This window comes from Prauserella marina (assembly GCF_002240355.1).
Taxonomy (GTDB): Bacteria; Actinomycetota; Actinomycetes; order Mycobacteriales; family Pseudonocardiaceae; genus Prauserella_A; species Prauserella_A marina.
In genome coordinates this window covers 1,911,476-1,926,240 of record NZ_CP016353.1, presented here as the reverse complement: position 1 = coordinate 1,926,240, position 14,765 = coordinate 1,911,476, and the positions used below count along the sequence as shown (strand labels likewise).

13 protein-coding genes are annotated in these 14,765 nt (G+C 68.5%); 6 read left to right on the top strand and 7 right to left on the bottom strand.

All coding sequences use genetic code 11. The features are described 5' to 3' along the window. Window positions 1–57 precede the first annotated feature (57 nt). The 4 genes from ndk to folC all read right to left on the bottom strand — a co-directional run bounded on the left by ndk (window position 58) and on the right by folC (window position 4,018). Entirely contained in the window at window positions 58–468 is a 411-nt protein-coding gene (ndk, locus tag BAY61_RS08865; RefSeq protein WP_091794883.1) for a nucleoside-diphosphate kinase, read from the bottom strand. 53 nt (window positions 469–521) lie between these two features. Further along, complete coding sequence (locus BAY61_RS08860) at window positions 522–2,078, bottom strand: alkaline phosphatase D family protein (RefSeq protein ID WP_091794881.1); 1,557 nt, start codon at window positions 2,076–2,078, stop codon at window positions 522–524. A gap of 63 nt (window positions 2,079–2,141) precedes the next feature. After that, window positions 2,142–2,540 (bottom strand): DUF4233 domain-containing protein, encoded by a 399-nt coding sequence (locus BAY61_RS08855; protein ID WP_091794878.1) that lies wholly within the window; start codon window positions 2,538–2,540, stop codon window positions 2,142–2,144. Next, window positions 2,537–4,018: a bifunctional tetrahydrofolate synthase/dihydrofolate synthase gene (folC, locus tag BAY61_RS08850; protein WP_091798482.1), complete on the bottom strand. Its 1,482-nt coding sequence runs from the start codon at window positions 4,016–4,018 to the stop codon at window positions 2,537–2,539. The genes BAY61_RS08855 and folC overlap by 4 nt, the downstream gene beginning before the upstream one ends. 85 nt (window positions 4,019–4,103) lie before the next feature. Between folC and BAY61_RS08845 the strand changes: the two genes are divergently transcribed. Further along, on the top strand, window positions 4,104–4,715 hold the full coding sequence (locus tag BAY61_RS08845; RefSeq protein WP_091794875.1) for a class I SAM-dependent methyltransferase: 612 nt from the start codon (window positions 4,104–4,106) through the stop codon (window positions 4,713–4,715). Here BAY61_RS08845 and BAY61_RS08840 read toward each other — a convergent pair. Both BAY61_RS08840 and BAY61_RS08835 read right to left on the bottom strand, forming a co-directional pair. Continuing rightward, window positions 4,696–4,890: a ferredoxin gene (locus BAY61_RS08840; protein ID WP_211323448.1), complete on the bottom strand. Its 195-nt coding sequence runs from the start codon at window positions 4,888–4,890 to the stop codon at window positions 4,696–4,698. The two genes, BAY61_RS08845 and BAY61_RS08840, sit on opposite strands and share 20 nt — an antisense overlap. A 23-nt stretch (window positions 4,891–4,913) precedes the next feature. Beyond that, window positions 4,914–6,095 (bottom strand): cytochrome P450, encoded by a 1,182-nt coding sequence (locus BAY61_RS08835; protein WP_091794872.1) that lies wholly within the window; start codon window positions 6,093–6,095, stop codon window positions 4,914–4,916. Between the two features lie 110 nt (window positions 6,096–6,205). On the opposite strand from BAY61_RS08835, the gene BAY61_RS08830 reads away from it, so the two are divergent. Then, window positions 6,206–6,820 carry a TetR/AcrR family transcriptional regulator gene (locus BAY61_RS08830; protein ID WP_245865929.1) on the top strand — a complete coding sequence of 205 codons (615 nt, stop codon included), beginning with the start codon at window positions 6,206–6,208 and terminating at the stop codon, window positions 6,818–6,820. 50 nt (window positions 6,821–6,870) lie between these two features. Next, entirely contained in the window at window positions 6,871–7,764 is an 894-nt protein-coding gene (locus BAY61_RS08825; RefSeq protein WP_091794869.1) for an SGNH/GDSL hydrolase family protein, read from the top strand. Here BAY61_RS08825 and BAY61_RS08820 read toward each other — a convergent pair. Beyond that, a complete protein-coding gene (locus BAY61_RS08820; protein WP_091794867.1) occupies window positions 7,759–10,392 on the bottom strand; it encodes a valine--tRNA ligase in 2,634 nt (877 codons plus the stop codon). The genes BAY61_RS08825 and BAY61_RS08820 overlap by 6 nt on opposite strands. 107 nt (window positions 10,393–10,499) lie before the next feature. Between BAY61_RS08820 and BAY61_RS08815 the strand changes: the two genes are divergently transcribed. The 3 genes from BAY61_RS08815 to BAY61_RS08805 all read left to right on the top strand — a co-directional run bounded on the left by BAY61_RS08815 (window position 10,500) and on the right by BAY61_RS08805 (window position 14,528). Further along, window positions 10,500–10,937 carry a MarR family winged helix-turn-helix transcriptional regulator gene (locus BAY61_RS08815; protein WP_091794864.1) on the top strand — a complete coding sequence of 146 codons (438 nt, stop codon included), beginning with the start codon at window positions 10,500–10,502 and terminating at the stop codon, window positions 10,935–10,937. A 71-nt stretch (window positions 10,938–11,008) separates the two neighbouring features. Next, window positions 11,009–12,202 carry an MFS transporter gene (locus BAY61_RS08810; RefSeq protein WP_170140059.1) on the top strand — a complete coding sequence of 398 codons (1,194 nt, stop codon included), beginning with the start codon at window positions 11,009–11,011 and terminating at the stop codon, window positions 12,200–12,202. Beyond that, window positions 12,192–14,528, top strand: coding sequence for an FdhF/YdeP family oxidoreductase (locus BAY61_RS08805; RefSeq protein ID WP_420848715.1), 2,337 nt, complete (start codon window positions 12,192–12,194; stop codon window positions 14,526–14,528). The genes BAY61_RS08810 and BAY61_RS08805 overlap by 11 nt, the downstream gene beginning before the upstream one ends. The last annotated feature ends 237 nt before the right edge of the window (window positions 14,529–14,765 follow it).

Below are 14,765 nucleotides of genomic sequence, written 5' to 3'. Positions count from 1 at the left end.
AGAGGTGGCGAACGGAGCTTTCCCAGCGGTGACAAGGGAACTCGGCGTCGAATGCGCTCAGAGGTCGGGGAACCAGAGTTTCAGTTCGCGCTCCGCGGACTCCGGCGCGTCCGAGCCGTGCACGAGATTGAACTGGGTCTCCAGCGCGAAGTCGCCGCGCAGGGTGCCCGGCGTCGCCTTCTCGACAGGGTCGGTGCCACCGGCGAGCTGGCGGAAGGCTGCGATCGCCCTCGGCCCCTCGACCGCGAGCGCCACGACCTTGCCTGAGGTGATGAACTCCAGCAGTTCGCCGAAGAACGGCTTCTCCTTGTGCTCGGCGTAGTGCTCTTCGGCCACCGAACGCTCGACATTGCGCAGGTCCATCGCGGCGATCGTGAGACCCTTGCGCTCGATGCGCGAAATCACCTCACCGACGAGGCCCCGCTTGACGCCATCGGGCTTGATCAGAACCAGCGTGCGTTCACTCACGGGGTGTAACTCCTTCATTCACTACCAACGGTGTGCGCAGCCTAGCTGCCTGGTCATCTGCCCTGCGGGCGCAGGGTCGTCGACCACAGGGAGGAACCGGCACCGTCGCGGAGGCTGACGGTCAGCTCACCGCTCGCGCCGTCGACGTCGAGCTCGCCGAAATGCTGGAAACCGCCCATCGGCGACGTGTTCGCGACCGGCGGCGCGTGAACGAAGACGGCCTTGGGACCGAACGTCGGATCCAGTGTGTTCGGGCCGAAGGCTCCCGCGTTGAGCGGGCCGGACACGAATTCCCAGAACGGATCGAAGCCGGTGAACGCGGCACGGTCGGGCGAGTAGTGGTGCGCGGCGGTGTAGTGCACGTCGGCCGTCAGCCACACCACGTTGCGCACCCTTCGCCGCGCGATCTCCCTCAGCACCATGGCCAGCTCGGCCTCCCTGCCACCCGGCGCGCCGGGAAGCCCGTTCGCGACGCCCTCGATGTCGCCGGTGTCGTCGCCATCGGGCACGACGAGCCCGATCGGCAAATCGGCCTGAACGATCTTCCACGTGGCCGTGCTCGCGCCGAGCGCGCGCACCAGCCAGTCGGCCTGCCTTCGCCCCAGCACGGAACCGGGCTTCGTCTGGTCGGCGTCGTTGCGGTCCTTGTAGCTGCGCATGTCGAGCACGAACACCTCGACCCTGTCGCCGTACCGGAAGTTGCGGTACACCCGTCCGTCCACCGCGGACTTGTGGTCGATCGGATACCACTCGTGAAACGCCTGGAAGGCCCTGCGGGCCAGCACGTCCACCCGTTTCTCGGAGTATTCGGGCAGATCCAGGATCTCGCCGGGATACCAGTTGTTCACGACCTCGTGGTCGTCCCACTGAACGTAGCTCGGCACCTCGGCCGCGAACGCGCGAAGGTTGTCGTCGAGCAGGTTGTAGGCGTGCTGTCCCCGGTACTCGGCGAGGGTTTCGGCGACCTTGGCCTTCTCCGGCGTGACGATGTTGCGCCAGACCCGGCCGTCGGGAAGTTCCACCTTCTCGGTGAGCGGACCGTCGGCGTAGACGGTGTCCCCGCAGTGCAGGAACAGGTCGGGCCGCCTGGCCGCCATCGCGGCGAACACGGTCATGCCGCCGATCTCGGGGTTGATCCCGAAGCCCTGTCCCGCGACGTCGCCCGACCACAGCAGCCGGACGTCCTCGTCGCCTCGCGGCGCGGTGCGCAACCGTCCCGTCAGCGGCGCGCTGACAACCCTGCCATCCAGCGACTGCGCCGTGACGCGGTAGTGCACCTCACTTCCCGGACGAAGACCGCGAAGGCGCACCTTGCCCGTCCCGCCGGTGCCGGGAGTCAGCAGCGGCCCGCGCACGGTGCGAGTGCGCCGGAACGCGGGGTCGCCGGAGACCTCGACGATCATCCGGGACGGCCGGTCGGCCCTCGTCCACACGATCGCCGAGTCGGCACTGACGTCACCGGACTGCACGCCGTGGGTCAGCGAGGGCCGGTCCGCGCGCACGAGCGCGGCGGCGGAGCCGGAACCAAGCGCGCCTGCCGCGAGCACCCCGGTACCGACGAGCCCCGCCTTGAGCATGGCCCGCCGAGGGAGAGGAGTCTGTTCGGTCATGCCGCCACTTCTATCCGGTCCGGAGGTCCGGGCGGCCAACTCCGCCTTGCGCGGCGGTGAACGCTATGCCTGCTGGCTCGGCAGCCTTCCCTGTTCCATGCGCCTTTCGACGTCGCGGCGCATCCACATGAGCCACAACCAGATCGCCGCGAACAACCCGCCGATGATGGCGACGGCGGGAAGCGCGACGACGAAGGCAAGCAGCCCCGCGTGCACGCCGAGGATCAGCCAGGGAACCCAGAGCTTGCGCAGCAGGGCGCAGCAGGCCAGCAGCACCGCCGCGATGGCGATGATGCTCCAGCCCTGAATGCTGGTGATGCCGTTGCCAAGGTGAGCGACGACGGGCAGGGCGAGGCCGAGCACGATCACCTCAAGAACCAGGGTTCCGGCCTGCACGCCCCGGAAGGACTTCATCGGGTCCTTCGCCGGCGGCGGGGGTGTCTGCTGCGTTTCCTCTGTCATACCGGCTCCCTGCCGAACAATGTACGGGCCTCCCCCACCGTGACGACCGAGCCGGTGACCAGCACGCCGCCACCCGCGAGGGGCTCCTCGGGGTCGTCGGTCTGTTCGACGAGGCCGATGGCGGTCTCGATGGCGCTCTCCAGCGAAGGTTCGGCGGTGACGCGTTCCTCCCCGAACACCAGAACGGCCAGCGACGCGAGTTCGTCGACCGGCATGGCGCGTTCCGACGTGTTACTGGTGACGACGATCTCGGACACGACCGGCTCCAGCGCTTCGAGGATGCCTCGCGCGTCTTTGTCGCGCATGACCCCCACCACGGCGGCGAGCCTGCGGAAGGCGAACTCCGAGTCGATGGTCGCGGCGAGCGCGGCGGCGCCGTGCGGGTTGTGCGCTGCGTCGAGCAGGACGGCAGGCGCGGCCCGCACCCTTTCCAGCCTTCCCGGGGTTTGCACCTCCGCGAACGCCTCCCGCACGGCGTCCTGTACGAGCTGCCTTTCCTTGCCTGCTCCGAAGAACGCCTCGACGGCGGCGAGCGCGAGCGCGGCGTTGTCGGCCTGGTGTTCACCGTGCAGCGGAAGGAACACTTCCTCGTAGATCCCGCCGAGCCCTTGCAGGCGCAGCATCTGCCCGCCGACGGCGATGTCTCTCGACAGCACACCGAATTCGCTGCCCGCACGGGCGACGGTGGCGTCGACCTCGACGGCCCTGCGCAGCAGCACCTCTTCGACGTCGGGTTCCTGGCGCGCGATGACGGCGACGGAGCCGGGCTTGATGATTCCCGCCTTCTCGGCCGCGATGCCAGCGCGGTCGTCGCCGAGGTACTCGACGTGGTCGATGCTGATGGGGGTGATGACGGCGACCTGGCTTTCGACGATGTTGGTCGCGTCCCACGTGCCGCCGAGCCCGGTTTCCAGTACAGCCGCCTCGACGGGGGCGTCGGCGAAGGCCGCGAAGGCCATGCCGGTGAGCACCTCGAACTTGCTCATCTTCGGTTCCGTCTCACCTGCCGCCCTGTCGACCATGCCGATGAACGGCGCGATGTCGCGGAAGGTGTCGACGTACTTCTCCGGCGAGATGGGCGCGCCGTCGATGCTGATGCGCTCGGTGACCAACTGCAAGTGCGGGCTGGTGTATCGGCCGACGCGCAGGCCCATCCTGGTGAGCAGCGCCTCGATCATGCGCGCGGTCGAACTCTTGCCGTTGGTGCCCGCGACGTGCAGCACGGGATAGGTCCGCTGTGGATCGCCGAGCAAATTCGCCAGTGTGGTGATGCGGGTCAGCGAGGGGGCGATCTTGGTTTCCGGCCAGCGCTCGTCGAGTTCGGCTTCGACGGCCCGCAGCTCGTACCGCGCCTGCTCGGCGATGGCGGCCTCGTCGAAGCTCGGCCGCTCCTCCGCCTCATCGTCGGGCAACGGGCCGGCGATGAAGTTGTCCCCTGCGGACAGCTCCGGGGGAAACTCCTGGTCGTCGGACGACACACACACTCCCAACGCGCTGATACTGACCGTTTGAGAGTCTACGTCCGGTGCCGGTGCTCACTCGCGCCCGGCTAGGTTCTGCGCCATGCCCTTCAACCACAACGACTGCTACCACCCGCTGCTGCTGCGGCACCTGCCCGAAGGAGCACGCACCGCGCTCGACGTGGGTTGTGGTGGCGGCCGGTTCGCGCGCGGGCTCGCGGCGCGGGGTCTCGACGTGACGGCCGTCGACCCCGCGACCGGCATGATCGACATCGCGCGAGCGCTGGGTTCGCGGGGCACCGGATCGATCGAATACCGGACAGCCGACATCACCGCGATGGACCTGCCGGAAGGGCACTACGACTTCATCTCCTGCCTCGCGTCACTGCACCACGTTCCGTTCAGCACTGTGAGCGCCCTGCGGGCGGCACTCGCGCCAGGCGGGGTGCTGGTGGTGCTCGGGCTAGCGAGGCCGAGCGCTCCCGGCGACTGGGCGAAGTGGCTGAGCGCCTCGCCGGTCAACATGGCTGCGAGGCTGCTGGTCCACGCTGGTGAACGGATCAACGGCGGCTCTGACCCGCACCCGCAGGCCCCGGTCAGGCACTGGTCGATGACGATGAACGGCGTGAGAAGGGAAGCGGACCGGCTGCTGCCGGGCAGCACGGTCCGCACCCTGCTGTTCTGGCGCTACCTGCTCACGTATCGCGCAGAGTGAGCGCACCCGACGGGCACAGCTCGACGGCCTCGCGGACCACCCCGGCCTCGCTTGCCGGGGGCTGTTCGTCGAGCACGAGCACCCTGCCGTCCTCATCGTCCTGATCGAACACCGCCGGCGCGGTGAGCGCGCACATTCCGGCACCGATACAGACGTCGCGATCCGCCTCGATCACCTTCGCTCCCTTCGCTTCGGCCCTCACCACGACACCGGGAGCCGATGCACTCCGTAGATGGCCATGTCGTCGCGCACCGGGACCTCGGAGGGCGGCACCGCGAGAGAAAGACCGGGGAAGCGCTCGAAAAGCGCCGCGTACCCGATCCGCATCTCGATGCGCGCCAACTGCTGTCCCAGACACTGGTGCACCCCGTGACCGAAAGCAAGGTGGCCGTGCGCGTCACCGCCGAGATCGAGTTCGGCCGGGTTCGGGAACTTCTCGGGGTCTCGGTTGGCCGCCGGCAAGGAGAGCGTCAGCACCTGCCCCTTCGTGATCAGCCTTCCGGCCAGTTCGACGTCCTCCAGCGCGGTGCGGGTGGTGCCGAACTGGATCACCGAGAGGTACCGCATCAGCTCCTCGACGGCGTTGTCGACCGGCACCGCGCCGCTACGAAGGGCCTCGGCCTGCTCAGGGTGCTGGAGCAGAGCGAAGGTGCCGAGGCCGAGCATGTTCGCAGTGGTCTCGTGCCCCGCGACGAGCAGCAACAGCGCGACGCCGACGAGTTCGTCGTCGCTGAGCTCTCCCGCCTCGGTGAGCCCGCTGAGCAGGTCGTCCTCCGGCTCCGCGCGCTTGCGGCCGACGAGACCGGCGAGATAGCCGGTGATCGACTTCATCGCGACGGCCGCCTGCTCGTCGGTGCTGTCCAGGCCGAGCAGCACGGAACTGGCTTGCTGGAACTCCGCCCTGTCGGCGTAGGGCACCCCCAGGAGTTCGCAGATGACGAGTGAGGGGATGGGCAGCGCGAACGCCTGGACCAGGTCCGCTGGCGGTCCCGCCTGCTCCATCGCGTCCAGGTGCTCGGCGACGATCTGCTCGATGCGCGGGGTGAGCTGGTTCATTCTGCGCACCGTGAACTGGCCGGTGAGCTGTCTCCTGAGCCGGGTGTGATCAGGCGGGTCCATGGCGATGAAGAACCCGGGCGCGGCGGGCTCACCGACCCGGAAGTCATCGACGACGGGCCTGCGCACCGGGGTTCGGCGCAGTTCGAGCTTGCTGCTGAAGCGCTGGTCGGCGAGCACCGCCTTGGCCAGCGTGTGGCTGGTGACGAGCCAGCCTTCGTGCCCGTCGGGATAGGCGAGCGGGCGCAGCGGCTGGTCGGTGCCGAACAGTTCGGGTGGTGGATCGAACGGGTCGACGCGCGTCGTTGGCAGAAGGTCGGGCATGACGTTCCCTTCGCGGCGGGCAGGTTCGGAAACTGACATTAACTATCAAACACCATCCGATGCCAAGTTACAACCGTTGTAAATTTATGGCGCCGGCGTAGGGTGAGCCGGTGCGAGAGCTGGGATTACGGGAGCAGAAGAAACAGCAGACCCGGGCCGCGCTCTTCGAGGCGGCCATGCGGCTGTTCCAGGAGAAGGGCTACGCCAACACCACCGTCGCCGAGATCGCCGCCGAGGCAGGCGTGTCGACCAAGACGCTGTTCAACTACTTCTCCGGCAAGGAAGACGTACTGTTCGCGCACCGGATGCGCCGCATCGACACCCTCGAAGACGCCTTCCGAGCGCGGCTCGCCGACGACGCGCCGCCGCAGGCGCTGCGGCTGATCGCGCTGGATCTACTGGACTGGCTGTCCTCTGGCGAGGAACCACGCGGCGAGGTCAACCTGGCGCAGGCGAAGCTGATCATGTCGGTGCCGGAACTGCGCGGGAGATCGCAGGCACTGCTGTACGAAGCCGAAAACAGGCTCGCCTCCGTGCTGCACGAGGCAGCGCCGTGGCTGGATCCGATCACCGCGGGAAGCGCGGTCGGCGCGCTCATCGGCGCGATGCAGGGCGCCGCCCGTGCCGGTATCGCCAGAGGTGACTCGCTGCCCGACATCGTCGGCTCGGCTCAGATCGGCATCGACCTGGTGACCAGGGGATTGGACCAACTCGCGCAGTCCTAGCATCCGTTCAGGGAGTACTCGCGCGGACCGGCAGCGACTAGAAACAAGAGATGCCCCGCTCCCGCGCCACCCTGGTCATCGCCACGCTCGCCGGCCTGTTGCTGGCTTCGCTGCTCACGGCGGGAGGAGCGGCGGCGAAACCGGCGAAGTTCACGCGCTACGTCGCGCTCGGCGACTCCTACACCTCGGGGCCGCTCATTCCCGTTCAGCGCGCCGATCCGGCCGGCTGCGCGCGCTCGACCAGCAACTACCCCTCGCTGCTTGCCAAGCGACTGCACGTGCGCTCGTTCACGGACGTGAGTTGTGGCGGTGCCGCGACCCCGCACATGACCAGTCCCCAGCAGGTGGCCGGAGGGGTGAACGAGCCGCAGTTCGACGCGCTGCGCCGGGACACCAATCTCGTCACCGTCGGCATCGGCGGCAACGACCACAACGTCTTCGGCAGCATCGTCGGGGTCTGCCCCGCCCTGCGCGAGAGCGATCCCACCGGCTCGCCCTGCAAGGAACACTTCACCGTCGACGGCGTCGACACCCTCAAGCAGGCCACGATCGACATCGGCACCAGGGTCGAGCACGTTCTCGACGGCATTCACCAGCGCTCACCACGTGCCACGGTGCTCGTCGTCGGCTACCCCCGCATCGCGCCGCCCACCGGAACCTGTCCGGCGATCCTTCCCTTCGCCGACGGCGACTACACCTGGGTCGACAGCGTCGAGGAAGCCCTGAACGACGCGCTGGCCAAGGCCGTCGCCGACGACGGCCGGGCGTCCTTTGTGGACATGTACCCCGCCTCGCTCGGGCACGACGCGTGCGCGGGAAAGAAAGCCTGGATCCAGGGCAAGGACGCGAGCGAGGTCGCCGCGTCCTACCACCCCCGGCTCTCCGGCATGAAGGGCGTCGCGGGCCAGATCAAGCGCGACCTGGCCCGCTCGGCCCGCTCATGAGGGAAGGGCCGCGAGCTTTCCGGTGATGCGCTCGATGTCGGCGGCGGCCGTGTCGCGGCGGATCCTGATCTTGTCGACGACGTCGGCCGGTGCCTTGTCGAGGAATGCCTGGTTGCCGAGCTTGCCCTCGGTCTGCTTCAGTTCCTTCTCCGCGGCGGCGAGATCCTTGTGCAACCGCTTGCGCTCGGCCGCCACGTCGATCGTGCCCGAGGTGTCGACCTCGACGGTCGCCACTCCCCCGCCAAGGGCCACGTCCAGTGACGCCGTCGCGGAGAACGAATCCGAAGGATCGGACAGCCGGGCGAGCGCCCTGATCGCCGACTCGTGGCCCTCGATGGCGGCGAACCCCTCACCGGAAAGGGCGGTCGCGACCCGCTGACCGGGCTTGAGGCCCTGATCGGAGCGGAACCGGCGGATCTCGGTGACCAGCTTCTGCACGTCGGCGATCCGGCTGTCGGCGACCTCGTCGACGGCGGGCAGCGCGATCGCGCCCTCGGGCCACGCGGCGACGACGAGCGACTCACCTCCGGTCAGCGTCGTCCACAGGCGTTCGGTGATGAACGGAATGAAGGGGTGCAGCAGTCGCAGCACCGTGTCCAGCGCCTGCCCGAGCACGACGCGCGTGTTCTCCGCGGCGGCGCTGTCCTCGGTGAGCTGGACCTTCGCCAGCTCCAGGTACCAGTCACACAGCTCGTCCCAGGTGAAGTGGTAGAGCACGTTGGTGGCCTTGGCGAACTGGAACTCCTCCAGCAGCGAGTCCACTTCGGACACCACGGTACGCAGCCTGCCGAGTATCCAGCGGTCCGCCTCCGTCAGCTCGGCCGCGTCCGGCAGTCGCCTGCCAGCGACCGCCCCGTTGCCGATCGCGAACCTGGTGGCGTTCCACAGTTTCGTGCAGAAGTTGCGGGACCCGGCCGCCCACTCCTCGGCGAGTGCCATGTCCGCGCCGGGGTTGGCTCCGCGAGCGAGCGTGAACCGCGTGGCGTCGGCGCCGAAGCGGTCCATCCAGTCGAGCGGGTCGATGACGTTGCCCCGCGACTTGGACATCTTCTTGCCGCTCGCGTCGCGAATGAGCCCGTGCAGGTAGATGTGGTCGAAGGGCTGCACGCCGTCCATCGCGTGGAGACCGAGCATCATCATCCTGGCGACCCAGAAGAACAGGATGTCGTAGCCGGTGGACAGCACACTGGTCGGATAGAACTTCGCGAGATCGGCCGTCTGCTCCGGCCAGCCCATCGTCGAGAAGGGCCACAGGCCCGAGGAGAACCACGTGTCGAGGACGTCGGGATCCTGGTACCAGCCCTCGCCCGCCGGTGGCTGCTCGCCGGGTCCGACGCACACCATCTCGCCGTCGGGGCCGTACCAGACGGGAATGCGGTGCCCCCACCACAACTGACGCGAGATGGTCCAGTCGTGCATGTTGTCGACCCAGTCGAAGTAGCGCTTGGCCAGCTCCTGCGGGTGCACGGTCGTACGGCCGTCCCGCACGGCCTCGCCGGCGGCGCTGGCGAGCGGCTCGACCTTGACCCACCATTGCAGTGACAGGCGTGGCTCGACGACGGTGTCGCACCGCGAGCAGTGCCCGACCGCGTGCACGTAGGGCCGCTTCTCCGCCACGATCCGGCCCTGTTCGCGCAGCGCCGCGACGACGGCGGGCCTGGCCTCGAACCGGTCCATGCCCTCGAATGGGCCTGGGACCGTGATCGCGGCCCGCTCGTCCATGATCGTCAGCATCGGCAGGTCGTGCCTGCGGCCGATCTCGAAGTCGTTGGGATCGTGCGCGGGAGTCACCTTCACCGCGCCGGTCCCGAATTCGGGGTCGACGTGCTCGTCGGCGACGACCGGAATGCGCCGCCCGGTGAGCGGCAGTTCGATCTCGGTGCCGACGAGGTGGGCGTAGCGCTCGTCGTCCGGATGCACCGCGACGGCAGTGTCACCGAGCATCGTCTCGGCCCGCGTCGTGGCCACGACGATCGAGGCGTCGCCGTCGCCATAGCGGATGGACACCAGTTCGCCGTCGTCGTCGGAGTGTTCGACCTCGATGTCCGACAGCGCGGTGTGGCAGCGAGGGCACCAGTTGATGATGCGCTCGGCGCGGTAGACAAGGCCGTCGTCGTAGAGCTTCTTGAACATCGCGCGCACGGCCAGCGACAGGTTCTCGTCCATCGTGAACCGCTCGCGCGACCAGTCGACGCCGTCACCGAGCCTGCGCATCTGGTCGAGGATCTTGCCGCCGTAGGTGGCCTTCCAGTCCCAGACCCGCTCGACGAACCGTTCCCTGCCGAGGTCGTGCCGGGAAAGTCCCTCACCGGCGAGGTCACGCTCGACGACGTTCTGGGTGGCGATGCCCGCGTGGTCCATGCCAGGCAGCCACAGCACCTCGTAGCCCTGCATCCTGCGCCTGCGGGTCAGCGCGTCCATCAGGGTGTGGTTGAGCGCGTGTCCCATGTGCAGGCTGCCGGTGACGTTGGGCGGAGGAAGCACGATCGTGAACGGCGGCTTGTCCGACTCCGCGTCGGCCGTGAAGTAACCAGCCGATACCCAGCGCTCGTAAAGGCCGGCTTCTTCCTCGGCCGGGTTCCATGCGTTGGGCAGTTCGGTGGGTTGCTGGGGCGCGTTCTCCGTCACAACCGGTCAGTGTACGAACCTCCGGAGCATGAGTGACCACCGGCGCGGCCCGCCGGACACGGAGCGCGACAATACACAGTTCAGACTGCACAGGCTAGACTGTGCACATGACCCGCGTTCCCCATCAGATCGCCCAGCTCGCAGGGCAGCTCCGCGGAGTCGTCGGCCAACTGCACCGGCGGCTGCGGCAGGTCGACAACGCCGAAGTACTGACCCCGACGCAGTCGGCGGTACTCGGCAGGCTCAACAGGGAAGGCGCTGCCACGCAGAGTGAGCTGGCCTCGGCCGAACACGTACGGCAGCAATCCATGGCCGCGACCATCGCGGTGCTCGACGAACTGGGCTACCTCGAACGCGGCAGTGACCCGAAGGACGGCCGCAGGGTCGTGCTCTCGCTGTCGGACCTGGGCAGGAAAACCGTTCAGGGAGTGCACCAGCACAGGGACGAATGGCTCGCCGCCGCGCTCGCCGCCGGGTTCACCGCACGGGAACGCTCCACCATCGCCGAGGCCATGCCGCTGCTGGAGCGCCTCGCCCAACACTGAGGAAGGCGACCACGACCACCACCGCGACACACCCAGCCGTCAGGATCAGCCCCAAGCTGGTCGTCCCGCTCGTGGCAAGCGCCATCCTCAATCCCCTCAACTCCACCATGATCGCGGTGGCGCTCGTGCCCATCGGGCACACGTTCGGCTCAGGGCCCGCGCAAACCGCACTGCTCATCACGAGCCTCTACCTCGCCACCGCCATCGGCCAGCCCATCGCGGGAATGCTCGTCGACCGCTGGGGTCCCCGCAAAGTACTGCTCGCCGGTGCCGCCGCGGTCGCGCTCGCCGGAACCGGCGGCCTGCTCGCCCTCTCGCTCGACTGGCTCATCGGGGTGCGGGCGCTGCTCGGCATCGGCACGTGCGCCGGTTTTCCCGCCGCGATGGCGGTCCTGCGCAGGCACGGCGACGCCAACGGAGGCGGTATCCCGGCGGGAACACTCGCCGCGCTTTCGGTGTCCGCGCAGACGATCATGGTCATCGGTCCGACCTTCGGGGGCGCGCTCATCGCGCTGTTCGGCTGGCCCGCCATCTTCGCCGTGAACGTCCCGCTCGCCGCCGGGGCGATGCTGCTGGCCTGGATCTGGGTGCCGCGTGACCGGCCCCGCACGGGCCCCGCTCCCCGGCTCGACGTGAAGGGGGTGCTGACCGACGGCGCCATCCTGCGCACCTATCTCCGGCAAGCGCTCGCGTTTCTCGCGATCTACGCGATTCTCTTCGGCTACGTGCAATGGCTACAGACCGACAGGGGACTCGGCGAGGCGGAAGCGGGATTCCTGCTGCTGCCGATGTCGGTCGTCGCGGTCACCGCCGCGGCGTTTTCCGCGCGCATCACCGGAATCCGGCTGCGGCTCGTGCTCTCGGTCGCGGCGCTCGTCGCGGGCTCCGTGCTGCTGTTGTTCGTCGAGACCAGCACTTGGATCGGGTTGCTGATTCTCGTCGCCGCGCTGTTCGGTCTCGCGCAGGGACTGACCAGTGTGACAAATCAGACAGCACTCTACGCGCAGGCTTCCTCGGCGCAGATGGGAACGGCGAGCGGCTTCTTCCGCACCGCGCAATACATCGGCGCGATGCTGGCATCCGCCCTGATCGCGGCGTGTTTCGGCGCGGAACCGAGCGCACGCGGACTGCACGCGCTCGGCATCGCGCTCGGCGTGGTCGCGCTCGCCCTGCTTGTGGTGACGATCGCCGATCGCCGCCTGCGCGGACCGGCGACGCTCGCGCGCTCGGCTACTCCGGCTCAGAATGGCGGCCGTGGCACGTAACGCACCGCGCGAGGACTTCGACGACGACTCCGAGAACTCCCTCCGCATCGGCGAACCCAAACAGTGGGCGGCGGGCATCCCCGGCGTCACGGTGTCCCTGCGCAGGTCGTGGGAACAGATGGGAGCCGGCAGGACCGTCCGCACGCTCCGGCTGCTGAACCAGCGCTCCGGTTTCGACTGTCCCGGCTGCGCGTGGCCGGAGCCGAGGGAAGCCGACGGAGAACACCGCAAGCTCGCCGAGTTCTGCGAGAACGGCGCGAAGGCCGTGGCCGAGGAAGCGACGAAACGCAAGGCAGGCGCGGACTTCTTCGCGGCACACTCGGTCGAGGAGCTAGCTGGCAAGAGCGACTACTGGCTCGGTCAGCAGGGCAGGCTCACCGAGCCGATGGTGCTGCGCGAGGGCGCCACCCACTACACGCCGATCGCGTGGGACGAGGCGTTTTCCTTGGTAGCGGGTGAACTTCGCTCACTCGCGCACCCCGGCGAGGCCATCTTCTACACCTCGGGCCGCACGAGCAACGAGGCCGCGTTCGTCTACCAGCTTCTCGCGCGCGGTTTCGGCACCAACAACCTTCCCGATTGCAGCAACATGTGCCACGAGTCCTCCGGCGCGGCGCTGACGGAGTCGACCGGTATCGGCAAGGGCACCGTGTCGCTGGCCGACGTCCACGAAGCGGACCTGATCGTCGTGATCGGACAGAATCCCGGCACGAACCACCCCAGGATGCTCTCGGCGCTGTCGAAGGCGAAGGACAACGGGGCGAAGGTCGTCGCGATCAACCCGTTGCCGGAAGCCGGTCTGCTGCGCTTCAAGGACCCGCAGACAGTACGCGGAGTACTCGGCAAGGGAAGCCCGCTCGCCGACGAGTTCTGCCAGGTCCGGCTCGGCGGGGATCTCGCGCTGTTGCAGGCGGTGGGCAACCTGCTCGTGTCGTGGGAGGACTCCGCGCCCGGCACGGTGCTCGATCGCGACTTCGTCGAAGGATCCACCGACGGCTACGCCGACTACGCGAAACAGGTGCGCGCTCTGGACTGGGCCGAGGTCGACAAGGCCACCGGGCTGGCCCGCGAACAGATCGCGAGGGTCGCGGGCATGATCGCGCGGTCGCGGCGCACCGTGTACTGCTGGGCGATGGGGCTCACCCAGCACAAGCACGCCGTGCCGACCATCAGGGAGGTCGCCAATCTCGCGCTCATGCGGGGAATGATCGGCAAGCCGGGAGCTGGCCTGTGCCCGGTCAGGGGGCACTCGAACGTCCAGGGCGACCGCACCATGGGCATCTGGGAACGAATGCCGGAAAGCTTCCTCGCCGCGCTCGACGCGGAATTCGGCATCACCGTCCCTCGCGAGCACGGCTGGGACGTCGTCGAGGCCATCCGCGCGATGCGCGACGGAAAAGGCAAGGTGTTCTTCGCCGTCGGCGGCAACTTCGCGTCGGCGACACCGGACACCGAGCACACGGAAAAAGCGCTGCGCAACTGCTCGCTGACCGTGCACGTGTCGACGAAACTCAACCGCTCACACGTCGTCACCGGCACGAGGGCATTGATCCTGCCGACGCTGGGCCGCACGGAACGCGACGTGTGGCAAGGGACCGAACGGTTCGTCACCGTCGAGGACTCGATGTCGGCGGTCCACGCCTCGCACGGCGCGCTCGCACCGGCGAGCGAGCAGCTGCTGTCCGAGGTCGCGATCCTGTCGCGCCTGGGCACGGCACTCTTCGGCGAGGACCATCCGGTGCCATGGGCGCGATTCGAAGGCGACTACGACGCGATCCGCGACCACATCGCGGCGGTCGTGCCCGGCTGCGAGGACTACAACGCCAGGGTCCGCGAACCGGACGGATTCGTGCTGCCCAACCCGCCGAGGGACAGCAGGGAATTCACCGGGACCCTGACGGGCAAGGCGAGGTTCGCCGCGAGCGAACTGGAGTATCCGGCCGTGCCAGAGGGAAGGCTGCTGCTCCAGACCATGCGCAGTCACGACCAGTACAACACCACCATCTACGGGCTGTCCGACCGCTACCGGGGCATCGAGGGAGGACGACGGGTCGTTCTCGTGCATCCCGCCGACATCGCCGAACTGGGCTTCGCCGACGGTGACCTCGTCGATCTCGTGTCCGAATGGGGCGAGGGCGTACGGAGGGCACCGAGGTTCCGGCTGGTGTCCTATCCGACCGCCCGTGGCTGCGCGGCAGCGTACTTCCCCGAGGCCAACGCGCTCGTTCCGCTCGACGCCGTCGCCGACACCTCGAATACCCCCGCGTCCAAGGCCATCGTGATCAGGCTCGAAGCGGCGAGTGCCGGTTCGGGAAGCGCGGGCTGACGTCCCACGAGTGTCCTTTGTGGCCTCCGGCGGGGCTCACGGGGCCCGAGCGCGCATCTCGACGTCCTGAGTGCGGGACTCGCGCGATTGGGTACCCCTGCTGGTCGCCGTCCCGGCGGTTCTCACCGGTGGCGGCGGCCAGCGCGCGTGTGGCCGCGCCTGTTGCCGCGACCTGATGCGCTCGGCGCCGTGGGTCCCGGTGTTTCGGAAAGCCCCGGCGCCGAGGGGTGCCGCGTC